21 protein-coding genes and 1 tRNA gene are annotated in these 22,011 nt (G+C 67.4%); 11 read left to right on the forward strand and 11 right to left on the reverse strand.

Annotation, left to right across the window (positions count from 1 at the left end):
* Positions 1-9: 9 nt before the first annotated feature.
* Positions 10-86, reverse strand: a tRNA-Met gene (locus ACVWZN_RS15445).
* A gap of 143 nt (positions 87-229) precedes the next feature.
* Here ACVWZN_RS15445 and ACVWZN_RS15450 point away from each other — a divergent pair.
* The 3 genes from ACVWZN_RS15450 to bfr all read left to right on the forward strand — a co-directional run bounded on the left by ACVWZN_RS15450 (position 230) and on the right by bfr (position 1,651).
* The gene (locus tag ACVWZN_RS15450) at positions 230-841 is read left to right on the forward strand and encodes an RNA pyrophosphohydrolase (RefSeq protein ID WP_456954587.1); all 612 of its coding nucleotides are present in this window, start codon (positions 230-232) and stop codon (positions 839-841) included.
* Between the two features lie 55 nt (positions 842-896).
* Complete coding sequence (locus ACVWZN_RS15455) at positions 897-1,100, forward strand: bacterioferritin-associated ferredoxin (RefSeq protein ID WP_456954588.1); 204 nt, start codon at positions 897-899, stop codon at positions 1,098-1,100.
* A gap of 80 nt (positions 1,101-1,180) precedes the next feature.
* Positions 1,181-1,651, forward strand: coding sequence for a bacterioferritin (gene bfr, locus ACVWZN_RS15460; protein ID WP_027083813.1), 471 nt, complete (start codon positions 1,181-1,183; stop codon positions 1,649-1,651).
* On the opposite strand, the gene ACVWZN_RS15465 is transcribed toward bfr, so the two are convergent.
* On the reverse strand, positions 1,652-2,248 hold the full coding sequence (locus ACVWZN_RS15465; protein WP_456954589.1) for a DUF4126 domain-containing protein: 597 nt from the start codon (positions 2,246-2,248) through the stop codon (positions 1,652-1,654).
* 94 nt (positions 2,249-2,342) lie between these two features.
* Here ACVWZN_RS15465 and ACVWZN_RS15470 point away from each other — a divergent pair, with 94 nt between their 5' ends.
* From ACVWZN_RS15470 to nudC, 3 genes are all read left to right on the forward strand, one after another.
* Positions 2,343-3,026 carry a DUF6776 family protein gene (locus ACVWZN_RS15470; protein ID WP_456954590.1) on the forward strand — a complete coding sequence of 228 codons (684 nt, stop codon included), beginning with the start codon at positions 2,343-2,345 and terminating at the stop codon, positions 3,024-3,026.
* A 63-nt stretch (positions 3,027-3,089) separates the two neighbouring features.
* Entirely contained in the window at positions 3,090-3,458 is a 369-nt protein-coding gene (erpA, locus tag ACVWZN_RS15475; protein ID WP_027083811.1) for an iron-sulfur cluster insertion protein ErpA, read from the forward strand.
* Entirely contained in the window at positions 3,455-4,366 is a 912-nt protein-coding gene (nudC, locus tag ACVWZN_RS15480) for an NAD(+) diphosphatase (RefSeq protein WP_456954591.1), read from the forward strand. The genes erpA and nudC overlap by 4 nt, the downstream gene beginning before the upstream one ends.
* Here the strand turns inward: nudC and ACVWZN_RS15485 are convergent, their stop codons facing one another.
* The 6 genes from ACVWZN_RS15485 to ACVWZN_RS15510 all read right to left on the reverse strand — a co-directional run bounded on the left by ACVWZN_RS15485 (position 4,367) and on the right by ACVWZN_RS15510 (position 11,337).
* Positions 4,367-4,780: a DUF2752 domain-containing protein gene (locus tag ACVWZN_RS15485; protein WP_456954592.1), complete on the reverse strand. Its 414-nt coding sequence runs from the start codon at positions 4,778-4,780 to the stop codon at positions 4,367-4,369.
* Positions 4,777-5,142, reverse strand: coding sequence for a CD225/dispanin family protein (locus ACVWZN_RS15490; RefSeq protein WP_456954593.1), 366 nt, complete (start codon positions 5,140-5,142; stop codon positions 4,777-4,779). Before ACVWZN_RS15490 ends, ACVWZN_RS15485 begins: the two co-directional genes overlap by 4 nt.
* A gap of 63 nt (positions 5,143-5,205) precedes the next feature.
* On the reverse strand, positions 5,206-7,086 hold the full coding sequence (locus tag ACVWZN_RS15495) for an MFS transporter (protein ID WP_456954594.1): 1,881 nt from the start codon (positions 7,084-7,086) through the stop codon (positions 5,206-5,208).
* Positions 7,087-7,154: 68 nt separating this feature from the next.
* Complete coding sequence (locus tag ACVWZN_RS15500) at positions 7,155-8,519, reverse strand: efflux transporter outer membrane subunit (protein WP_456954595.1); 1,365 nt, start codon at positions 8,517-8,519, stop codon at positions 7,155-7,157.
* On the reverse strand, positions 8,516-9,670 hold the full coding sequence (locus tag ACVWZN_RS15505) for an HlyD family secretion protein (RefSeq protein ID WP_456954596.1): 1,155 nt from the start codon (positions 9,668-9,670) through the stop codon (positions 8,516-8,518). The genes ACVWZN_RS15500 and ACVWZN_RS15505 overlap by 4 nt, the downstream gene beginning before the upstream one ends.
* Positions 9,667-11,337, reverse strand: a complete 1,671-nt coding sequence (locus ACVWZN_RS15510; RefSeq protein ID WP_456954597.1) for an MFS transporter — start codon at positions 11,335-11,337, stop codon at positions 9,667-9,669. Before ACVWZN_RS15510 ends, ACVWZN_RS15505 begins: the two co-directional genes overlap by 4 nt.
* A gap of 257 nt (positions 11,338-11,594) precedes the next feature.
* Here ACVWZN_RS15510 and ACVWZN_RS15515 point away from each other — a divergent pair, with 257 nt between their 5' ends.
* From ACVWZN_RS15515 to ACVWZN_RS15525, 3 genes are all read left to right on the forward strand, one after another.
* The gene (locus tag ACVWZN_RS15515; protein WP_456954598.1) at positions 11,595-14,024 is read left to right on the forward strand and encodes a catalase; all 2,430 of its coding nucleotides are present in this window, start codon (positions 11,595-11,597) and stop codon (positions 14,022-14,024) included.
* Between the two features lie 129 nt (positions 14,025-14,153).
* Complete coding sequence (locus tag ACVWZN_RS15520) at positions 14,154-14,555, forward strand: hypothetical protein (protein ID WP_456954599.1); 402 nt, start codon at positions 14,154-14,156, stop codon at positions 14,553-14,555.
* Positions 14,556-14,630: 75 nt separating this feature from the next.
* Positions 14,631-14,915: a hypothetical protein gene (locus tag ACVWZN_RS15525; protein ID WP_456954600.1), complete on the forward strand. Its 285-nt coding sequence runs from the start codon at positions 14,631-14,633 to the stop codon at positions 14,913-14,915.
* 21 nt (positions 14,916-14,936) lie between these two features.
* Here the strand turns inward: ACVWZN_RS15525 and ACVWZN_RS15530 are convergent, their stop codons facing one another.
* The 3 genes from ACVWZN_RS15530 to ACVWZN_RS15540 form a co-directional block, all read right to left on the reverse strand.
* Positions 14,937-15,398 (reverse strand): YaiI/YqxD family protein, encoded by a 462-nt coding sequence (locus tag ACVWZN_RS15530; protein ID WP_456954601.1) that lies wholly within the window; start codon positions 15,396-15,398, stop codon positions 14,937-14,939.
* Positions 15,395-16,777, reverse strand: a complete 1,383-nt coding sequence (gene dbpA / locus ACVWZN_RS15535; protein WP_456954602.1) for an ATP-dependent RNA helicase DbpA — start codon at positions 16,775-16,777, stop codon at positions 15,395-15,397. The genes ACVWZN_RS15530 and dbpA overlap by 4 nt, the downstream gene beginning before the upstream one ends.
* 158 nt (positions 16,778-16,935) lie before the next feature.
* A complete protein-coding gene (locus ACVWZN_RS15540) occupies positions 16,936-18,909 on the reverse strand; it encodes a DUF2075 domain-containing protein (RefSeq protein ID WP_456954603.1) in 1,974 nt (657 codons plus the stop codon).
* Positions 18,910-19,049: 140 nt separating this feature from the next.
* Between ACVWZN_RS15540 and ACVWZN_RS15545 the strand changes: the two genes are divergently transcribed.
* Together ACVWZN_RS15545 and ACVWZN_RS15550 are read left to right on the forward strand one after the other, a co-directional pair.
* The gene (locus ACVWZN_RS15545; protein WP_456954604.1) at positions 19,050-20,321 is read left to right on the forward strand and encodes a DUF445 domain-containing protein; all 1,272 of its coding nucleotides are present in this window, start codon (positions 19,050-19,052) and stop codon (positions 20,319-20,321) included.
* 236 nt (positions 20,322-20,557) lie between these two features.
* Positions 20,558-21,928 carry a M28 family metallopeptidase gene (locus tag ACVWZN_RS15550; protein ID WP_456954605.1) on the forward strand — a complete coding sequence of 457 codons (1,371 nt, stop codon included), beginning with the start codon at positions 20,558-20,560 and terminating at the stop codon, positions 21,926-21,928.
* Positions 21,929-22,011 lie beyond the last annotated feature (83 nt).

A 22,011-nucleotide genomic window follows, 5' to 3' on the forward strand; every position in this document is an offset into this window, starting at 1 on the left:
TTTTTTGCATGGTGGCTATGGGTGGACTCGAACCACCGACCCCAGCATTATGAGTGCTGTGCTCTAACCGGCTGAGCTACATAGCCATGCGGTGAACCGCGAATTCTTCCGGTTCGGCCGCTGGCTGTCAATCGCCGGCGGCCGGGCGCGGCGTTCGCTTGTTGTCGACCGGCCCGCGTGGCAGAGTCGATCGCAATGGCTTCGTGCCTAAGCGATCGAGGTCCGCATCGTGATCGATCCGGACGGCTACCGCCCCAATGTGGGCATCGTGATCATGAATGCCGACGGGCGCGTGTTCTGGGCCCGCCGCGTGCATCGCGATGGCTGGCAGTTCCCGCAGGGCGGCATGAACACCGACGAGACGCCGCTCGAGGCGATGTACCGCGAGCTGCGTGAAGAGACCGGGCTGCTGCCCGAGCACGTCGACGTGCTGGCGGCCACACCCGGCTGGCTGCGTTACCGGCTGCCGCAGCGCGCAATCCGGCGTCGCGACCGGCTGGTTTGCATCGGCCAGAAGCAGGTGTGGTTCCTGCTGCACCTCAAGGGCGACGAGACCGAGGTCCGCCTCGACCTGACCGATAAGCCCGAGTTCGACCACTGGCGCTGGGTCGACTTCTGGTACCCGCTCGACCATGTGGTGACCTTCAAGCGCGGCGTGTATTCGCGTGCGCTGCGGCATCTGGCGCCGTCTGCCCGGCAGATCGCGGGCGCTTCCGCCATCCCGACGCCGATGCCGGATCCGTACGACCCACGCAACGCCCGCCCGCAGAACCGCCAGCGGCCGCGGTCAGGCGGGTACGGGCCGCTGCAGGCCGGGGCGCCTGAGCCCGCTTCCAATTGACAATCATTCTCATTCGTGTTCGACTGGTGGCGTCCCAATAACGCTCCCGGTCCCCATGTACGTGTGCATCTGCAACGGCGTCACCGATCGCGACATCCGCCAAGCGGCCGAAGCCGGTTGCCGGACGCTGCCCGAGCTGACGATGCGCACCGGCGCCGGCGCGACCTGCGGCAGCTGCGTCGAGATGGCGACGGCGATCCTCGAAGAGACCACCGCGCGCCTGCATGCCGTGCCGCTTCCGGTGCTTCGGGCTGCTTGACCCAACGCGGTCGATTCGCATTACCGACGCCGCATCGCGCGCCGGTTTAGAGTTCGCGCTCCGCGTCACGGAGCCGGCCCATGAAGGGTGATGCCAAGGTCATCGAGTTTCTCAATCGCTCGCTCTACAACGAGCTGACCGCGATCAATCAGTACTTCCTGCACGCCAAGATGCTGAAGAACTGGGGCCTGAAGGAACTCGCCGACCACGAGTACCACGAGTCGATCGACGAGATGAAGCATGCGGACAAACTGTCCGAACGCATCCTCTTCCTCGACGGCCTGCCGAATTTCCAAGCGCTCGGCAAACTGAAGATCGGCGAAAACCCGCGCGAAGTGCTGGGTTGCGACCTCGCACTCGAATACGAAGCGCTGCCCGTGTTGCGCGAGGCGATCGCGTACTGCGAGCAGGTCGGCGACTACGTCAGCCGCCAGTTGTTCGCCGACATCCTCGAGTCCGAGGAAGAACACATCGACTGGATCGAGACGCAGCTCGCGCTGATGGATCGCCTCGGCGACGCGCTGTACCTGCAGTCGAAGATGGAAAGCTGATCAGACGACCGCGCGCGATGCCGGCGCCGCGCGGCGCATCATGCTGCGCACGCGTCGCCACAACCAGGCGATCGCGAGCGCGATCAACAAGCTGATCACTGCCACCAAGCCAAGCGCGGCGATCGGATGCGCGACGACCAACGCCAGCAGGCCGACCGTCGCGGTGTCCTCGCCGAGCGACGCACTCCAGTTGGTGACGGGTTCCGGCGACAGGTTGAGCAGGGCGCGCGTGCCCGACTTCAGGCCGTGACTCGCCAGCGCGACGCTCGCGCCCGCTGCGAGTGCGCCCGCGCCGAGATGGCCATCGGGCGACAGCGCCGCGGCGGTCAGGAACGCGCCGACCGGCACGCGCAGCAACGTGTGCACGAGGTCCCAGGCCGAATCGACGCCCGGGATCTTGTCGGCGAAGAATTCGATCAACGCCAGCGCGCCTGAAACGCCGAGCACCCACGGGGACTTCGCGACTTCGAGGGCAGGCGGCAGGTCCATCCAGCCCAGCGCGCCGGCGACACCGATGCCGAACACCGTCAGGTAGACGCGGATTCCGGACAGCCAGGCCAGGACGAGGCCGAGCGCGAACAACGGGGCTGCAGGCATGACGGGCTCTCCGGACGGCCGCTGACATGGAACGTCCGCCCGCGTGCAGGCGGCGTCGGCATACTGCGGGCACTGCCGCTTCGTCGAGGCCGACATGTCGCCACGTCCGACACCGTCCACCGTCGCCCGCACCGGGATCGGGCTGGTCGCCGCCCTGTTCGTCTTCCTGCTCGCGCTGCTGTTCGGCGCTTGGGGCGTCTGGCAGGTGGCGCGGACTACGCGTGCGCCCTGCGATGCCGCGGCGACCGACGCGCTCGCCCAGCGCGTCGCAACGCTGACGCGCTCGGATCAGGTCAGTCGCGACGCGAACGGGCGGCTGCAGTCGACGCTTGCTGATCGCGAGGAGCAGATCGCGCAGCTCAAGGCCGACGTCGACTTCTACGAGCGCTTGGTCGGCGCGACCGGCCAGCGCCACGGCTTGAGCGTCCACGCGCTGCACCTTCAGCGGCAGCCGGGCGGCGCCTGGCATTTCACCGCTGTGCTGACGCAGAACCTCGACCGCGCGGCGGTCAGTACGGGCACGCTGACCCTCGCCGTCGAAGGCAGCCAGCAGGGCCGGCTGCAGACACTGGACTGGGCGACGCTTCGCCAGCAGCCGCAAGCGGTCGGCGAGCCGTACTCGTTCCGCTATTTCCAGCAGATCGAAGGCGACCTCTTCCTGCCGGCGGGCTTCGCACCCGCGCAGGTCACCGTGCGTCTCCAGCCACGCGGCGGGGCGGTGGTCGAGCGCTCGCTGACGTGGGCGGAAGCGACCGGCTCGCCCGACGCCGCGCATTGAACGCAGCGTCGCGGCACGTTCGCCGGGCGTTGCGACGGGCGCTGGTATCCTGACCGCATGGAAATGATCGACCTGCCGACCGCGCCGAATTACCAGTCGCTGGATCGGCCGCTGCTGTTCACCTCGGCCGCGGCCGCGAAAGTGCGTCAGCTGATCGACGAGGAAGGCAATGACGCGTTGAACCTTCGCGTCTACATCCAGGGCGGCGGTTGCTCCGGCTTCCAGTACGGCTTCGAGTTCGACGAGGAGCGCGGCGAGGACGACCTGGCGGTGCAGACCGATGGCGTCACGTTGGTCGTCGACCCGCTGAGCCTGCAGTACCTGATGGGCGCGGAAGTCGACTACACCGAAAGCCTGCACGGCGCGCAGTTCGTGATCCGCAATCCGAACGCGAAGACCACCTGCGGCTGCGGGTCCTCGTTCTCCGCATGACCTCCGCATCCGGCGCGCCGTATTCGCTCGTCGGAGAAAACCCCTGCCTTGCGCCGCTGGATCGCGCCGAGCATTTGCGCGGTGATGCGACAGCGCTCGCGTCGCTCTGGCGTGGCGGTCGCGTTCTGCGCATCGACGGCGAAGGTCGCGCGGCGGCGGATGCATCGGGCGCGGCGGATATCGTTCGCGGCGATGCATTGGATGCGTCGCATGACGGCGCGTATTTCCTCGGCCTCGACGATCACGGCGTCGGCTGGTTCGCGCAGACGCATTCCGACCTTGGCGACGCGCGCATCGACCTGCGCTCCGCCGCGGCCACATGGCCACTCACCGAAGCCAGCGCATTCGCGACCGCGCATGCGCTGCATCACTGGCATCTGCGCCATCGCTATTGCGGCACCTGCGGCGGCGAAGTCGAGTTCGTTCGTGCCGGCTGGCTCGGCCGCTGCCTGCGTTGCACGCGCGAGCACTACCCGCGTACCGATCCCGCGATCATCGTCGCGGTGGGCGAGGGCACGCGCCTGTTGCTCGGTCGACAGGCGAGCTGGCCGGCGAAACGTCATTCATTGATTGCCGGATTCGTCGAGCCCGGCGAAACGCTCGAACAAGCCGTCGTGCGCGAGGTGATGGAAGAGACCGGCGTGCGCGTGCTCGCGTGTCGCTATCTCGGCTCGCAGCCGTGGCCGTTCCCGACCTCGCTGATGATCGGCTTCATCGCCGTCGCGCGGCCGGGCGAAGTGCACGTCAGTGACGAGCTCGAGCATGCGCGCTGGTTCGAGCGCGAGGAGATCGTCGCGGCGCTCGATGCCGAAGCGCGTGGAGACACCGAAAGTTCGTTGCTGATGCCGCCGGCGCGCCTATCGATCGCGCACTGGCTGCTGCGCGAATGGCTCGCCGCGACCGCCTGATCAGCCCGGCGCCAGCGCCGTGAACGGCGCCCACGGCAGGTTGCGCAATACACCGAAGACGAGCGCCGCGATGATCCACAGCGGGCCGTTGAACGCGATGCGTCGTGCGACGCCGTGCAGCAGGCGGCGATGCGTCATCTGTTCGAACGCGAACAGCGCGAGCACCGGAAGCCCGATCAGCGCGAGTACGTTCATCGACGCCGCGCCTGCGATGTCGCCATGCACCAGCGCATGCAGCATGCGGGTCATGCCGCAGCCCGGGCAGTAAAAGCCGGTGAACGCACGGAACAGGCAGCCGGGAAACAGGCTGGACGCCGCGTTCGGATCGAAACGGTAGAGCAGCCCGACGCCCGCGAGCGCCGCCGCGCCGAGCGCGGTGACGGCCGCAGTACGTCGGGCGTCGAGCGTGTTCACCGATGCTGCATGGACTGCAGTTGCTGCAGTTCCTGCGTGTAACGCGCCATGCCGCCGGTGGCGATCATGCCGATGTTGATCAGCAGGCCGAGTGCGCACAGGCCGGTCGTGATCCAGCACCACAGCTTGGCGGTGTCGGACGAACGCTTGGCCTCGGCGAAATCACCGCGATCCAGCGCGCTGTTGACCTTCGACGAGAACACGATCGCGACGATGCCCGGAATCGTGCCGACGATGCAGCAGACGCACAGCGACACGATGGTGATGATGATCGACCACACCATGTAATTCGGAACGGGAACGCCGCCGGCGTGCGGCGGCATCGGCGACGGTGGCGGCGTGATGGGTGGCGGTGTGCTCATGGCGGGTCGTCCTGTCGGGTCGGAGTTTGAAACGTCGGGGTCGATGCTAGCAGGGCGGGTCGATCAGGCCGCGTCGCCGCGAAGGGCGCGCACCTTGGCTTCCAGCGAATCGGCCGTGGCGGTGGTACCGTCGACCGGCGCATCGGCGATCACGTCCACATGCGCGCGCACGCGGCGCGGCAGGCGGGCGCGGCCGAGGCGATCGTCGCGACGGCTCCACATGCTCGACCACATGCCGCGCAGCGCCATCGGCACCACCGGCACCGCGCGGCGTTCGAGGATCTTCTCGACGCCCGACTTGAACGCCGCGATGTCGCCGTCCTTGGTCAGGCCGCCTTCCGGGAAGATGCCGACCAGCTCGCCTTCGGCAAGCGCGGCATCGATCTCGTCGAATGCCTTCTGCATGAGCGCGGGATCTTCGCGTGCGCCGGCGATCGGGATCGCCTTCGCGGTGCGGAAGATCCAGCGCAGCAGCGGCGCGTTGAAGATGCGGTAGTACATGACGAAACGCACCGGCCGCGGAATGCTGCCGGCGAGGATCAGCGCGTCCATGAAGCTGACGTGGTTGCAGACGATGAGCGCCGCGCCTTCGTCGGGAATGTTCTCGATGCCGCGCGAGCGCAGTCGGTACAGCGAGCGCACCAGCACCCAGCTGAGGAAGCGCATCGCGAATTCGGGAACGATCGTGAGGATCCAGATCATCACCAATGCGTTCGCGATCGCGAGCGCGAGGAACAGCTGCGGGATCGTCCAGTGCAGCCACCGCTGCAATGCGATCGCACTTAATGCCGCGATGACAATGAACACCGAGTTCTGGATGTTCATCGCCGCGATCACGCGCGACAGCTCGCCCTTCGGCGTGCGGCTCTGGATCAGTGCGAACAGCGGCACCACGAAGATGCCGGCCGAGAGGCCGACGCCCGCAAGAGCGATCGCGATGCGAACGCCGCCCGGCGCATGCAGGAAGTCGCCCAGGGCGAGCCCCGTCAACGCTGGTGCCCCCGTGCGTGCGAAGTACAGGTCGAGCAGGAACGCCGTGATGCCGAACGCACCGACGGGCACTAACCCGATTTCCACCGTGCGCGCCGACAGCTTCTCGCAGAGCACCGAGCCGATGCCGGTACCGACAGAGAAAAGCGCCAGCGCGAATAGATAGAGCGAGCCGTTGCCGAGATTGACGTCGGCATACGCGGGCAATTGCGACGTCAGCATCGTGCCGACGAACCAGAACCACGAGACACCGAGGATGGAGTTGCGCACCGCGAGCTGCTTGCGCGCCATGCGGATGATGCGCAGCGATTCGGGGAACGGATTGAAGCTGATGCGCAGGTCGGGCGCGTTCGCATCCGAACGTGGAATCGATCGGCTGGTGATGTAGCCCAGCACCGCGAGCAGCACCACCGCGCCCGCAGCGATCATCGGCGCATCCGCATGACCCATCGCGAAGATGCCGCCGCCCGCGAGCATGCCGAGCAGGATCGCCACCGACGTTCCCATCTCGACGAGGCCATTGCCGCCGGTGAGTTCCTGCGGTTCGAGCACCGCGGGCAGGATCGAATACTTCACCGGCCCGAACAGCGTGGCGTGCACACCGGTGAGGAACAGCGCGACCATCAGCACGGGCAGGCTCTTGAGCGCGAAGCCCGTTGCGGCAACGGCCATCACCGCGATGCCGAACAGGTTCACCGCGCGGATCAGTCGCGACTTCTCGTACTTCTCGGCGATCTGCCCGGCCAACGCGGAGAACATGAAGAAGGGGACAATGAAGATCGCCGGCGCGAGGTTGGCGTAGAGCGTCGTTTCCGCCGTGCCGACCGCGAGGAACGCGAGCAGGCCGATGATGGCCTGTCGATACACGTTGTCGTTGAACGCGCCGATCGCCTGCGTGGCGAAGAACGGCGCGAAGCGGCGCTGGCCGAGCAATTGGAACTGGTTGTGCGCCATGCGCTGGTCTCCCCCGGGACGGGCCGGAGCCTAGCAGAGCGCCGCGTCTTTCCGCCGCACGGCGCGCATCACTGCATCGACCAGCCGCCGCCCATGGCCTGGAACAGCGCGACGCGCGCATTGAGTTCGTCGGCACGTGCCTGCACCAGCGCGAGCTGCGCGTTGAGCAGCGCGCGCTGCGCGTCGAGCTGTTCGAGGTAGGACGTATAGCCCGCCTGGTAGCGATTGGTCGCGTGACGCAGCGCGTCGGTGAGTGCGTCGACTTCGGCCTGCAATGCGGATCGCTGCTGTGCGAGCGACACCGTGGCGGCGAGCGCGTCGTCAACTTCGCGGAACGCGTTGAGCACCGTGCGCTGGTAGGCGAACGCCGCCTGGTCGCGACGGGAGGCGGCGACATCGGCCTGCGCGCGTAGTCGCCCGCCGTTGAACAACGGCGCGAGGATGCTGCCGCCGATCGACCAGATGGCGATGGGGTCGGGCAGGGCGCGCGTGAACAGGCCGCCGGCGGTCGCCGCGAGCCGCACCTGCGGCAGGAACTGCGCACGCGCGACGGCGAGGTTCGCGTCGCTCGCGGCTAGCGTGTACTCGGCTTGCGCGATGTCCGGCCGGCGTCGCAGCAGGTCCGACGGCAGGCCTTCGGGCACCGGGGGTGGCAACAGTTGCGACGGCGGCAGACCGCGCGGCACCGGCCCCGGTGGCGCGCCGGCGAGAACGTGCAATGCGTTCTCCTGACGCGCGATTGCCAGTTGCACCTGTGGAACGATCTGCGCCGCCGCCTCGAACTCCGCCTGCGCCTGCCGCAGTTCCAGCTGCGACGTGTAGCCGGCCTGCGCACGCGAACGTGCGATGCGCAGTGCCTCCGCGCGGGTCTTCAGCGTGGTGCGCGCGACGTCGAGCCGCGCGTCGAGCGAGCGCAACGTGATGTATCCGCTCGCGGTCGCCGCCGCGACCGACAGCATCGTCGCTTCGCGCGCGGCGTCGGTCGCGAGCGTCGTCTCACGCGAGGCTTCGACCTGGTCGCGCAATCGACCCGACAGGTCGACTTCATACGACGCCTGGAACACCGGTTGCGCCACCGTGCTTTCGGTCGCGCGTCCCAGCGCACTCAGGCTGCGCGAACGCGATGCCGACACGCCGAGATCGAGCGACGGCAGCAACTGCGAACGCGCCACGCGTTCCTGCGCGCGCGCTTCCGCCACGCGTGCCGCCGCGATCGCCACGTCGGGATTGTTCGCCAGCGCCTGCTCGACGAGCTGCGTCAGCACGGGATCGCCGAAATGCGTCCACCACGTCGTCGTCGCCGGGATTGTCGGGCCGACCGACGTGCGCCACGCGATCGGCGGTTGCACGCGCGCCGCATCAGGCGCACGCGGCATCCGGCCGACGCAACCGGCAAGCAGCGTCGCAAGCATCGCGGCTGCGGCGACCTTCAACGACCGCTCCCGTTAGTACGCGTGTCGACGCTGGCCTCCACCGACATACCCGGCCGCAGGCGCGCGGCGAGCGGCTGGCCCGGATCGATCGCGATGCGTACCGCGATGCGCTGCGGCACCTTCACGAAGTTGCCGGTCGCGTTGTCGGGGCGAATCACCGCGAACTCGCTGCCGGCGGCAGGCGCAAGGTGCTGCACGCGCCCGTTGAGCATCGCACCACCAAGCGCATCGACACGGAACGTCGCACGTTGCCCCGGCGCCATGCGCGCGGTCTGCGCTTCCTTGTAGTTCGCCACCACCCACACGTTGGACGGCACGAGGAACAACAACTGCGAACCCGCGGTGACGTACTGCCCGAGCCGCACGCCGACCTCGCTCACCTGGCCTGCCTGCGGCGCACGCACCACCGTGTTTTCCAGATCGATCTGCGCGAGCCGCAACGCCGCCTGCGCGCTCGCCACCGCCGCCTCGAGGCTGCCGCGTCCCACTTCGACGGTGCGCACCTGCTCGCTGGCCACGCTGCGTTGTGCCTGCGCCTGTCGCACCGCCGCTTCGGCCTGCCGCAATGCGGCAAGCGTCTGGTCGCGCTCGCGCAGCGACACCGAACCTTCGGCGACAAGATCATCGACACGGCGCATGTCGGCCTGCGCGCGCTGCAGCTGCGCCTGCGCGCTCGCGACGGCTGCCGACTGCCCGCTCACCGTCGCCTCGCTCGCGCGCCGGCTCTGCAACGAGTTCGCCAGTGCCGCGCGTTGTGATGCGAGATTCGCTTCGGCCTGCTGCACGCGCTGCCGGTAGATGCGGTCATCGATGCGCACCAGCGGCTGCCCGCGTTTGACCTGCACGAAATCCTGCACCAGCACTTCGGTGACGTAACCGTTGACCTGCGGCGCGATGATCGTGGTCTGCCCGCGCACGTAGGCGTTGTCGGTGACCTGCGCGTTGTGGCGGAACGGAGGCAGGTCCCACGCGTACAGCACCACGCACGCGCCGGCGACCAGCAATGCGGCGAACAGCACCGTCAGCCACGGGCCGTTGCGCGGTGGCGACCAGCCGCGCGAGTCGGACGAGGGCACGGCGCCGGTCTCGATCGGGTCGTCGAGTCGCGGTTTCGACGGGGCGTCGTGCGCCGGCTCGCGGCCTTCGGTCATTGCTGGCTGGCCCTCATCTTCTGCAGTGCGCTCAATTCCTCGGCCAGCGGATTGATGCCGTGCGTGCGCAGGTAGACCCAGCGCCCGCCGAGCCAGACGAGCACGACGCAGGCAATCACTCCGATCAGCAGGAACATGTCGTTGAACGCGAGGATGTTCGCCTCGCGCGTGACCTGCTGTGAAAGCAGCACGCTGCCTTCGGCCTGCCGTAGGGTCGGGTCACCGAGCACGCGCCCGTACGCCGCGCCCAGTGTCTGCAGCCGGCTGCTCACCAGCGGGTCGGTGGGCAGCAGGCCCTGCACGAGTTCGTTCGAATGGAATCGCTCGCGCATGATCTGGAACGTGCCCAGCAGCGCGCCGCCGCCCAGGCCGCCCAGCGTCTGCGAAATGCCGAACACAGCCGAATAGCTGACCATGTGGTTCGGCCCGCGCGCCAGCGCACGCAGCACGCCGGTCATCATCATCGGGCCGATGAAGTAGATGGCCGCAAACGACATCACCGCCTGCGTGATGTAGAGGTTGGCCGGTCGCGTGAGATTGCTGGCGTGCGCGTCGAATAAAGCGACCAGCCCGATCAATGCGGTCGACGTCACCACCGGGCGCAACAGGTCGCGCGTGTCGAGGTTCTTGATGCTGGCGGCCAGCCCGAACAGCGTGGCCAGCGCGACCACTGACCAGAACTTCACCAGCTGGTCCTGGCCCATGCCGACCGTGGTGAGCAGACCGACGGAACCGTAGTTCTGCTCGGAAAGCAGCACGCGCATGACGGCCGCCGCGGCCGCGAAACGCAGGATGTTGCGGCTGCCGATCCACCGCGTGTTGAGCATCGGATTGGCGCGGTGATGCTCGACCAGCAACGCTGCGCCGATCAGCACCACCGATGCCGCGAGCGCGTAGCCGATCCACGACGTCGTCCACCAGACGATGCGCCCTTGCACCAGCACCGCCGTGAGCAACGCGATGCCCGGCGCGAACAACGCAATAGTCAGCGCATCGAGCGGCTCGAACACGCGCACCGTGTCGCTCGGCGGCAGTCGCAACAACGCGACACAGCCGAGGCACAGCAGGCTCAGGCCGAATTCGAACATGTAGAGCGTTTCGATGCTGCCGTTGGCGAGCAGCATCGGCGAGATCGCGCGCGCCAGCGGCAATGCGACCTGCCCGAGCCCGACGCCGATGATCATTCCCGACATGCGCGCGGCCGCCGGCATCGACTGCATGATGTAGAAGAAGCCGAGCGGCGTGAATCCGCTGGCGATCACGCCGGCCGCGAGTCGCATCGCCATCTCGCCGCCGTAGGTATGCACGATGAGTTGCAGGCCGCTGAGTGCGACGAAGCCGGTGAGGAACACGCGCGTCAGGCGCTGCAGTCCGTACTGCTGACGGAACTTGATCAGCACGAAACTCGTGCAGACATTCGTCATCGAGTACGCCGCGCTCAACCAGCCGCCTTCGACGGACGTCAGCCCGAGCGCGCCCTGGATCTGCGGGAGGTTCGCGACCAAGAGACCGTTGCTGAAGCCCGCAGTGACCGCGATGAGCACGCCGATCGCGGCGTACGCGATGCGGCGCGGCATCGGATGCTCAGGCGTGGCGGGCGAACCCGGCAGCAGCGGGCGCTCGTGCGGTTTGAAGACGTAGGTTTGTCGCGCGTCCGGTCCGGGCATCGAAAGCCGCGATGGTGCGGAGGCCGCGACAGTAGGTCGGGGTGCGACGCCACATCGTGAAAGCAAGCGGCGAAGCGCGACGTTGCAGCGACGCGCTAAGGCATCGTCGTCGAGCAATGCGAACTGCAAGCGCGACAGCCACGCATGTCGCGCGGCGCATCGAAGCAAGCGGCAGTTGTCGCCGCCGAATCAAGCTGCCGTCACAGCGGCGCTCCTAGCCTGCGCGTCGCGGCGCCGTGCCGCACAGGAGCGACACGATGGCGACGAAGAAGACGAGCGGCCGCAAGATGGCGTCCACCAGCGCGAGCAAGGCAAGTAAGACCGCCGGCAAGGCCGCTGCGCGCAAGACCGATAGCGGCAGTGCGAAGGGCCCGCCGAGCGGGACCGGCGATGCAGCCGCCGAGAAGATGGCGCAGACGCAGCAGGTCGCGGCCGCGATGCCCGTCAACACGGCCAAGCCCGCCGAGTTCGCCAAGCGCGGCGCGATTCCGATCGCGCCCGAAGGCGACCACGTCGACATCGAACCCATCGTCGGCGCCAGCACGCTCACCGAGGTCAACGTCAACGACAAGGCCGGTGCACCGGCCGGTATCGGCGAGAACCCGACGGTGGATCCGCTCGATCGCGTGCGCGTCGATTCGACCGGGCAGGCGCTCACCACCAACCAGGGCGTGCCGATTTCTGACAACCAGAACTCGTTGAAGGCCGGGCTGCGCGGTCCCGCGCTGCTGAAGGACTTCATCCTGCGCGAGAAGATCACGCACTTCGACCATGAGCGCATTCCTGAGCGCATCGTGCATGCGCGTGGCTCGGGCGCGCACGGCTTCTTCGAAGCGTACGAGCCGATCAGCGACATCACGATGGCCGCGCCGTTCCAGGCCGCAGGCAAGCGCACGCCGGTGTTCGTGCGTTTCTCCACCGTCGCCGGCGAGCGCGGCAGCAAGGACACCGCGCGCGACGTGCGCGGCTTCGCGGTGAAGTTCTACACCGAGCAGGGCAACTGGGATCTGGTCGGCAACAACATCCCGGTGTTCTTCATCCAGGACGCGATGAAGTTCCCGGACCTCGTGCACGCCGTCAAACCCGAACCGCATCACCAGATGCCGCAGGCTGCGAGTGCGCACGACACGTTCTGGGATTTCGTGTCGCTGATGCCCGAGTCCACGCACATGCTGCTGTGGCAGATGAGCGACCGTGCGATCCCGCGCAGCTATCGCACCATGCAGGGCTTCGGCGTGCACACCTTCCGCATGGTCAATGCGAAGGGTCGCGCCGTCTTCGTCAAGTTCCACTGGACGCCGGTGCTCGGCACGCATTCGTTGGTGTGGGACGAGGCGGTGAAAATCTCCGGCGCCGATCCCGACTATCACCGTCGTGACCTTTGGGAAGCGATCGAAGCCGGCCAGTACCCGGAGTACGAACTCGGCCTGCAGGTGTTCACCGAGGAACAGGCCGAGCAATTCAGCTTCGACGTGCTCGACGCGACCAAGATCGTTCCCGAAGAACTGGTGCCGGTGCGCGCGGTCGGGCGCATGGTGCTTGATCGCAATCCCGACAACTTCTTCGCCGAGACCGAGCAGGTCGCGTTCTGCACCGCGCACGTCATTCCCGGTATCGACTTCACCAACGATCCGCTGCTCGCCGGGCGCATCCATTCCTACGTCGATACGCAGCTCACGCGCCTGGGCGGGCCGAACTTCCACGAGATCCCGATCAACGCGCCGATCGCGCCGATCCACAACAACCAGCGCGACGGTTTCCATCGCCAGGCGATCAATCGCGGCCGCGTGTCATACGAACCCAACAGCCTTGCGGGCGGCTGCCCGTTCCAGGCCGGCGGCGCGGGCTTCGTCGCGTTCCCCGAACCGGTCGAAGGCAACGAAGTGCGCGGCAAGCCCGAGAAATTCGCCGAACACTTCAACCAGGCGCGCCTGTTCTTCGACAGCCAGACGCCGATCGAACAGGCGCACATCATCGCGGCGTTCCGCTTCGAACTCTCGAAGGTAACGGTGCCGGCCGTGCGCGAACGCGTGGTGTCGATGCTCGCCAACGTGTCGGACATGCTCGCCGAAGGTGTTGCTGCAGGCCTCGGCATGGACGTGCCGGAAGCGATGCCGCCGGTGCTCGCGAAAGCGCCGAAGCCGGAAGTCACGTCATCCGATGCCTTGTCGCTGCTCGCGCGTCCCGGCGACGGCAGCATCCGCACGCGACAGATCGCGCTGGTCGTCGCCGATGGCGTGGACGGCGCATCGGTCACCGCGATGCAGGCGGCGTTGCTCGACGAAGGCGCGGTGCCGCGCCTGGTCGGCCCGCGCATCGGTCCGGTGCGCACGTCCGATGGCGGCGTGCTCGATGCCGATGCGTCGCTCGAGAACGAACCGGCCTTCCTGTTCGACGCGATCGTGCTGCCCGATGGCGCGGGCGCGGTCGACACGCTGCTCGCGAACGGCCGCACGCTGGAAGGTCTCAAGGATCAGTACCGCCACTGCAAGACCATCCTCGCGCTCGGGGAATCGCAGCGGCTCGTCGCCGCCGCCGGCCTGCCGACCGATCTGCCCGACGGCTCGCCGGACCCCGGCCTGCTGTTGATGGACGGTGGCGACATCGACGCCGCGCTCGAAGCCTTCGTCGCGGCGGTCGCCATGCATCGCCATTGGGACCGCGAGACCGATCCGCCGCGCGTGTGAGTCGAGCCGCGTCCGTCGCAGCGGCGGGCGCGGTCGGATGGCGGAGGTGCGTGCCGATGGACGGCCTCCGCAGCCGTCGCCGCCATCGGATGATTCCGGCGCGCCATCCGGCGCGTCAGGGGAATCGCCATGAAGGGCACGCTGTTCCTGCGCACCGGCATCCTGCTCCTGCTGGGCGGCATCGTGATGGGCATGGTCATGGGCGCAAGTCAGAACTTCACTTACGCGCCGGTGCATGCGCATCTCAACCTTGTCGGCGGGGTGCTGATGATGGTCGCGGGCGTCTTCTACAACTCGCGGCCCGACCTCGCCGGGCGCATGGTCACCGCGCACTACGTCACCCACACGCTGGGCGCGGTGCTGTTGCCGATCGGCATCTACGGTTCGATCGCCGGCCGCTCCTGGGCCGGCCCGGTGGTCGGCCCGGGCTCGGTGCTGGTGCTGCTCGCGCTGCTGCTGTTCGCGGTGAACCTGTTCAGGCGGGCCCCGCAGGCCGGCGCCGAACTGCTCGCTGCGTCGCGAAACCCTTGAGCCGCATGGCGTTGCGCCCGCCGGCTCACCCGGGCGTAACGTTATCTACACCGACGTCGGGGTATCGATAGCGTCATGCGCTTTCTCGATGCCGAAATCCGACCGATCGCCGCGACCGACGCCGTGTCGCCGCTGATCACCGCCACCGCCATCAGCGGCATGACCGCGCTGGTCAGCCTGCTCGTAGGCGGCAGCTGGGCGATCGCGATGAACCTGTTCCCGGGCGTGTTCATCGGCGCGCTGCTCGCGCAGGCCGGTGTGTCGCCCATGCGCACGCCGCGCGCGATGCTCGCCTGCCTGCCGGTGATCGGCCTGCTGATCGCGGGCAGCGGACAACTCGCGCAGTTCGTCGCCGCCTGACGCGGCCCTGCGCGACGTCCGTCAGCGACGCCGCGCCAACCACCGATCGATACCCGCCGCGAATGCCTGGCGGTCGCGCGCATGGAACGGCGCCGGCCCGCCGGTGCGAACACCCGCGCCGCGCAACTCGTCCATGAAGTTCCGCATCGACAGTCGCTCGGCGATCGTGTCTTTCGTAAACACCACGCCGTGCGGATTGATCGCCGTTGCGCCGGCTTCGATCGCACGCGCGGCCAGCGGAATGTCTTGCGTCACCACCAGATCGCCGGCGCGCACATGCGATGCGATTTCGGTATCGGCGACGTCCGGCCCCTGCGGCACCTGGATCGCACGCAGCCACGGCGATGTCGGCAGGCGGATCCACTGGTTCGCGACGAACACCACATGCACCTGCGCGCGATTCGCCGCACGCACCAGGATGTCGCGCACCGGCGCGGGGCAGGCGTCCGCGTCGACCCAGATGCGCGGCGCGTCGTCGCTCACATGCGGCGCACGCGGAAGCGCTTGGCCTTGATGCGGCCTTCCTGCAGGCGCGACAGCGCACGCGATGCGTGCTCGCGCTTCACCGCCACGTAGCTGCGCGTGGGGAACACGTCGATCTTGCCGATCGCATCGCCGGGCAGGCCCGCTTCGCCGGTGAGCGCACCGACGATGTCGCCGGGGCGCAGTTTGTCGGTGCGGCCGCCGTCGATGCGGAGCGTATTCATCAGTGCACGACGACCGACGCCATTGCGCAACGGCGCCAGCGACGGCTTGCGCAGCACCGCGTCGATGCCCAATGCGGTTTCGATCGCCGCAAGCCGCGAACGCTCGCGGCCCGTGCACAGCGTGAGTGCGACACCACCACGCCCCGCGCGACCGGTGCGGCCGATGCGATGCACGTAGGTGTCGGGGTCGCTCGGCACGTCGTAATTCACCACCAGGCCGAGATCGTCGATGTCCAGCCCGCGCGCGGCCACGTCGCTGGCCACCAGCACGTCGCAACTGCCGTTGGCGAAACGCACCAGCACTTCCTCGCGATCGCGCTGTTCGATGTCGCCGTGCAATGCGAGCGCGTCGAACCCGAGGTGCGCGAGTGACGACGCCACTTCATCCGCGTCGCGCCGCATGTTGCAGAACACCACCGCGCGGCCGTCGGACTGCGCGAGCAATGCGCCCGCAAGCGCGGCGACCTTCTGCGCCGGCTCCACCTCGACGAAGCGCTGCTCGATCGCCGGCGCATCGCTCTCGCCCTGCACATGCACTTCGACGGGCTCGCGCATCGACGCCTGCGCGACCTCGCGGATCGCATCAGGGAACGTGGCCGAGAACAGCAGCGTCTGCCGCGTGCGCGGCGTGGCCTTCACGATCTCGCGGATCTGTTCCTCGAAACCCATGTCGAGCATGCGGTCGGCTTCATCCAGCACCAGCACGCCCACGTCGCGCAGGTTCAGCGCCTTCTTGCGCAGCAGCTCCTGCACGCGGCCCGGCGTGCCGACCACCACATGTGGCGCATGACCCAGCGATGCCAGCTGCGGCGCCAGCGCCACGCCGCCGGTGAGCGTGAGCAGCTTGAGGTTGGGCATGCCGGTGCCGAGCTTGCGCAGCGAGCGCGCCACCTGGTCGGCCAGCTCGCGCGTGGGGCAGAGCACCAGCGCCTGCAGCGCGATGCGCGACACGTCGAGCCGATGCAGCAGCCCCAACCCGAACGCGACCGTCTTGCCACTGCCGGTGGGCGCCTGCGCGATCACGTCGCGGCCTTCCAGCAACGCCGGCAGGCTGCGCGCCTGCACCGGCGTCATGCGCGTATGGCCCGCCGCGTCGAGCCCGGCAAACAGCGTGGGGTCGAGGGGGAGATCGGAGAATTCGACGGCTTCGGTCATGCGACATGTTAGCGGGTCGGTGTCGCAGCCCCGGCAGTGCCATGCGTGCGTGCGGCCGGTTCGCTACAGCCAACGCCGAGTGGCCCCAGCGGCTCGCCGGACTTCCACTGCGACGGAACCAGCGGCTTCCGGACGCAAGTTTCGTTGATCTAGATGTTCTAAATAGCCGGAATTCCGAGTGCCCGCAGGTAGTCGTAAGTCGGGGCGTAGAAGTCGGGTAGCCGAGTCGAATCCCCAGGGTGGCCGGGAGGTACGAAGATCACCATGCCTTGCCGCGCCCGGGTAAGAAGTACGCGGTAAGCATTAATGAGGTAGCGGATGCGCGCCTCGTTCTGGAGCGCTTTCCACTTGGTGCCCGCAAACAAATGATGGGTCCAGCCAGTGGATGTTTTGCGCAGGTCGGCATCCCAGTTGACGCAGACCCAGTCGAGCTCTAGACCTTGCACTTGAAACTCCGTAGCAGCGTCTTCGAGGAAGCTACTGGCGCGGATGTCATCAGGTTCGTTGAGGAACCAATGAATAGGATTAATCGGAGCCCGAACGTCGATCGCGTGCGGCTTTAGCCGCATGGCGCCTGAAGTCGCAACAAGGCCGGCGCGCTCGCTTCCCCTTCCGTGAGCGCGAAGCCAGCGGCGCGCCGTTTCAAGGTCTTGAGTCAGAGCGATGGGATATTTGCCGATCAGGTTGCGCAGCACGTCGCGTGCCCTGGCTTCTTCACTGTCGAGTAGAGCCTTCACGAAGCGGGACACATGCTCGGCGCGGAATGAGCGCATCGACACCGAAAGATGTAGGCGTCGATCGTTGACTACCGTCACATCGGAGCCGAGTCGCTCTAGCGCCTTGCCAGCGGCGTACTCAGAGTCGTGGAGTTCGGGCGAAATGTGGACGTCCCAGTCTGTGAATCGGGTCCGCACGGCGTCGATCCATCCGCTGATGCCGGCCTCGCCACGGTTGATCTCCTGCCCACCGCCAACGAGGCATACGACGACCGCCCAGTCGCGGTGTCGGTCCATGTATGAGAGCAGCAGCTCCGGCTCCGATTCTTCGAAGCCGGGCAATCCCTTCTTGCGGCGCATGAAGTCTGACGTCATCGCGCAGTCCCAAGCTCGCTGCGCCTCGTCGAAGATCACCACATGCTCGCTAGGTGGTGTCGTCGCTCTGATCCCCGCGTCGCGAAAGTGGTGGATCAGGTGAATGAAGGCCTTGATGCTCTGGCGTACTTCGCCCTTTTTCGCGGGAATCCCAGACGCCCGTCGTCGGCGCACCTCATCGCGGGTCAACGCCTCCGTCAGCACGGCGACGAGTGGCCCGTTTCCGGATAGAAAGACGGCATGTGTGTCGCTGGACTGGTCATGACGGCGCGTTGCCGTGTCTAGGCCCACAAGCGTCTTGCCGGCGCCCGGCACTCCTGTGACGAAGATGACTTTTTTGCGTCCGTCCTGACGCGCGGCGTCCACCAGCTCATCGACTGCTCGGGCAGTGCACGCAAGATTCTCACCGGCCTCGTTGCATGCAAGCGCCTGGACAGAATGGCTTGCGTACAGAACGCGCGCGGCTTCGATAATCGTAGGCGTCGGTGAATAAGGTGACGCCACCCACGCCGCCGGGTCAAGACGCGCTGTAGTGGCTCGCGCCAGAACACTGTCCATCATCGCGGACAGGTCATCGCCGTTGGTGAGAAGCGGGGAGTAGACGAGGTCTGCGTATGGTTCCGACACGCGGTTCGCTTTCAGCTGAGCGCCTGTGGCGACGAGAACTGGAATGATTTGCGCCGCGCGGCTTGCGAGGTGGAAATTTTTTAGGTCTAGGGCGTAATCCCACGCCTGATTGACGTCGGCCGTGTTGAATCGCGACGCTCCGACCTTGAATTCTATCGGCACGATGACATCGCCCGAGAGCACCACTGCGTCGATTCGGTCGCCGAGGCGTGGGACCGTAAACTCCATGAACACGTGGCCCGAGTGGCCTCGGAGCGCGTCCTTGAGCAACGCAATCTGGGTCTGCCAGGCGTTCTTCTGTTCGAGAGTGTCATCTCCACTGCTCATCGCGAGGCGCCCGAGGACAGCGTCGGGATCTGCATCGATGAACTCGGCGATATCGGCTGCGTAGTAGGCCGTGCCGAACGTAGGCATAGAGCGCTCCCGAATTCGCGCCAGGATAGCCGCTACGCCCAGTAGAAGAGCGCATTAATCCAGGGTGCTTTCATCCGCCCAGGCAGGGCAGCGGCCAAGGTCAAACGGGGAGCCGACAGCTGGCTTGATAGGGTGCTGCGATGACGCCCGAAACCGACCCCCGCGTCACCGCGCTCGACCGCCGAAAGCGCATCGCCGCCGCGCTGCTCATCTTCGCCGCGTTCGTCCTTCTCGCAGCCCGCATCGCCCAGCAGCACACGCCGCACTGGTCGCTAAACCTCCTCGCCGCCATGGCCGAGGCCGCGCTGGTCGGTGGCCTCGCCGACTGGTTCGCCGTCGTCGCGTTGTTCCGTCATCCGCTCGGGCAGCGTTGGATTCCGCACACGGCGATCATTCCCACGCGCAAGGACGCCATTGGCGAGAGCCTGGCGGATTTCGTCTGCAACCATTTCCTCGGGCGCGAGCAGGTGGCGGAGAAGTTGCGCGAGGTGGATATCGGCGGCGCGCTGGCGCGTCGGCTTGCGGATCCGCTGACGGCGCAGAAGGTGGGGCGCGTGGTGGCGCGTGGTGCGTCGCGGTTTCTGGATGTGCTGTCGGACGAGCGCCTGCTGCGCTTCGTGCACGATCTTTCGCGCGACAAGTTGCGCACGCTCGATCTGTCGGGGCTCGCGGCGCTCGGCATCGAGCGCTTCACCGCGGACGGCCGACACCAGGCGCTGGTGACGGACCTGCTGCGCTTCGTGTCGGACAAGCTGCAATCCCCAGAGGTGCAGGACGAGGTGAAGCGTCGCGTCGGGCGCGAAGTGGGACGGGTGATGAGTTGGCTCGGCGCGGATGCCTATGCGGCGAACCGCTTGATCTCCGCGGGCATCGACCTGATCGGCGAGATGGCCGAAGACCCGGACCACGAGATGCGCCAGTACGTCGAGCGGCAGGTGCAGGGCCTGGTCGTGCGCCTGCGCAGCGACGAGCGCCTGCGCGACGACATCGCCGAGTACCGCGATCGCCTGCTCGACGGCGACGAGTTCGCGACCTACGTGCGCGCGCTGCTGATGGACGTGGTGCAGTGGGTGCACGAGGACGCGGCCAAGCCTGATTCGGTGATCGCCGATCGCGTGGCGCGCGGCATCGCGGAGGTCGGTGCGCGCCTGCTCGACGACGCGGACATGCGCGCGTGGATCAGCAGCGGCGTGCGCGAGACGATCGAGCCGCTGATCGACGAGCATCGCGACAGCATCCGCACGTTCATCGTCGAGCGCATCCATCGCTGGAATGCGGAGGAGATGACGCGCGAGATGGAACTGGCCGTCGGCAGCGACCTGCAGTTCATCCGCTACAACGGCACGGCAGTGGGTGCGCTGATCGGTGGGTTGATCTTTGCGGTCGTGCAGGTGGCCGGGTTGGGCGGCTGAGCGGGCGCGCGCAGCGGCGGTTGTGCGGTTCGTTCTTGCTGCCGGCTGTCGCGCGGTAGCGCGTCGCTGAAAGCTTCGGGTTCGCGCGGGAACGTACCCGCGACCCGATCGTTTGTCCGAGGGTTGCAGTCGCGCCGGGTAGGCCGCGTCACCACACCGCCACGGCACGACGCCGGTCTCGGCACGCATGCATCCGTCCGTCTACGCTTGGCCGATCGATCACCGAGGCCTCCGCCATGCGACGCACGCTTCCTGCACTCGCCCTGATGCTCGCCACCCCGGCCTTCGCCGCCGAGGCGCCGCAACCACCGGCCGGTAACCCCAGGCTCTACGACATCGGCACCGCGCCGTCCGCGGCGCGCATCGAGGCCGACGTGCGCAAGCTGGTGTCGTTCGGTACGCGGCACACGCTGTCGGACCAGACGTCGGATACGCGCGGGATCGGTGCGGCGACGCGGTGGATCTATGCGGAGTTCCAGCGCATCTCGAAGGACTGCGGCGGCTGCCTGGACGTGCGCTATGTCGAAGGCACGGTGCAGGGCGAGCCGCGCATTCCCGGGCCGCTCAAGGTGATCAGCGTGATCGCGATCCAGCGCGGCACGTCGGACCCGAACCGTTACGTGATGATGAGCGGCGACATCGATTCGCGCGTGTCGGACGTGATGAATTCAACGTTGGACGCGCCGGGCGCGAACGACAACGCGTCGGGCATGGCGGGCACGATCGAAGCCGCGCGCGTGCTGACGAAATACAAGTTCCCGGCGTCGATCGTCTATGGCGCCCTATCGGGCGAGGAACAGGGCCTGTTCGGCGGCAAGTTCGTCGCAGCCGAGGCGAAGAAGAACGGCTGGCGCCTCGAGGCCGAACTCAACAACGACATGATCGGCAACAGCGCCGGCATCAACGGCGTGGTCGACAACACCACGGCGCGCGTGTTCTCCGAAGGCGTGCGCATCGTCGAGACGGCGGATGAAGCCAAGCAGCGCCGCTTCGAAGGCGGCGAGGACGATTCGCCGTCGCGCAACCTCGGCCGTTACATCGACCGCATGGCCGACTACGTGCCCAACCTCGACGTGATGATGGTCTACCGGCTCGACCGCTTCGGCCGCGGCGGCCACCACCGCCCGTTCAACGAGGCGGGTTATCCGGGCGTGCGCGTCATGGAGACGAACGAGAACTACGACCGCCAGCACCAGGACGTGCGCGTCGAGAACGGCAAGCCCTACGGCGACGTGATCGAAGGCGTGGACTTCGGCTACGCGGCGAAGCTGACTGCGCTCGATGCCGTCAGCCTGGCCTCGATGGCATGGGCGCCGCCGCCGCCGGCGGGCGTCAAGGTGGAAGGCGCGGTCACCGCCGACACCAAACTTATGTGGACGCGACCGAGTGCTGCGGAGGCGCCGAACCTCGCCGGCTACAAGGTCTACTGGCGCCTCACCACCGACCCGCAGTGGACGCACAGCCGCTGGGTGGGCGACGTCACTGCGTACACGCTGAAGAACATCGTCATCGACAACTACTTCTTCGGCGTGGCGGCCGTGGCGAAGGACGGCACCGAAAGCCCAGTGGTGTTCCCCGGCGCGGCCGGCAGCTTCGGCGGCTACTGAACGGCTGAGTCCGCTAGGTGAACGGTTCGGCGCGCCTGTTGCGACCGGACCGTTCCATACTGGGCGCCTCTCCCCCCGGAGGC

The organism is Lysobacter sp. HA35, assembly GCF_054061195.1.

Coding starts and splice junctions, on each gene's coding strand:
- ACVWZN_RS15455 (WP_456954588.1), top strand. CDS start 897: ATGTACGTGTGCATCTGCAACGGCGTCACCGATCGCGACATCCGCCAA.
- bfr (WP_027083813.1), top strand. CDS start 1,181: ATGAAGGGTGATGCCAAGGTCATCGAGTTTCTCAATCGCTCGCTCTAC.
- ACVWZN_RS15465 (WP_456954589.1), bottom strand. CDS start 2,248: ATGCCTGCAGCCCCGTTGTTCGCGCTCGGCCTCGTCCTGGCCTGGCTG.
- ACVWZN_RS15470 (WP_456954590.1), top strand. CDS start 2,343: ATGTCGCCACGTCCGACACCGTCCACCGTCGCCCGCACCGGGATCGGG.
- erpA (WP_027083811.1), top strand. CDS start 3,090: ATGATCGACCTGCCGACCGCGCCGAATTACCAGTCGCTGGATCGGCCG.
- nudC (WP_456954591.1), top strand. CDS start 3,455: ATGACCTCCGCATCCGGCGCGCCGTATTCGCTCGTCGGAGAAAACCCC.
- ACVWZN_RS15490 (WP_456954593.1), bottom strand. CDS start 5,142: ATGAGCACACCGCCACCCATCACGCCGCCACCGTCGCCGATGCCGCCG.
- ACVWZN_RS15495 (WP_456954594.1), bottom strand. CDS start 7,086: ATGGCGCACAACCAGTTCCAATTGCTCGGCCAGCGCCGCTTCGCGCCG.
- ACVWZN_RS15505 (WP_456954596.1), bottom strand. CDS start 9,670: ATGACCGAAGGCCGCGAGCCGGCGCACGACGCCCCGTCGAAACCGCGA.
- ACVWZN_RS15510 (WP_456954597.1), bottom strand. CDS start 11,337: ATGCCCGGACCGGACGCGCGACAAACCTACGTCTTCAAACCGCACGAG.
- ACVWZN_RS15515 (WP_456954598.1), top strand. CDS start 11,595: ATGGCGACGAAGAAGACGAGCGGCCGCAAGATGGCGTCCACCAGCGCG.
- ACVWZN_RS15520 (WP_456954599.1), top strand. CDS start 14,154: ATGAAGGGCACGCTGTTCCTGCGCACCGGCATCCTGCTCCTGCTGGGC.
- ACVWZN_RS15525 (WP_456954600.1), top strand. CDS start 14,631: ATGCGCTTTCTCGATGCCGAAATCCGACCGATCGCCGCGACCGACGCC.
- dbpA (WP_456954602.1), bottom strand. CDS start 16,777: ATGACCGAAGCCGTCGAATTCTCCGATCTCCCCCTCGACCCCACGCTG.
- ACVWZN_RS15540 (WP_456954603.1), bottom strand. CDS start 18,909: ATGCCTACGTTCGGCACGGCCTACTACGCAGCCGATATCGCCGAGTTC.
- ACVWZN_RS15545 (WP_456954604.1), top strand. CDS start 19,050: ATGACGCCCGAAACCGACCCCCGCGTCACCGCGCTCGACCGCCGAAAG.
- ACVWZN_RS15550 (WP_456954605.1), top strand. CDS start 20,558: ATGCGACGCACGCTTCCTGCACTCGCCCTGATGCTCGCCACCCCGGCC.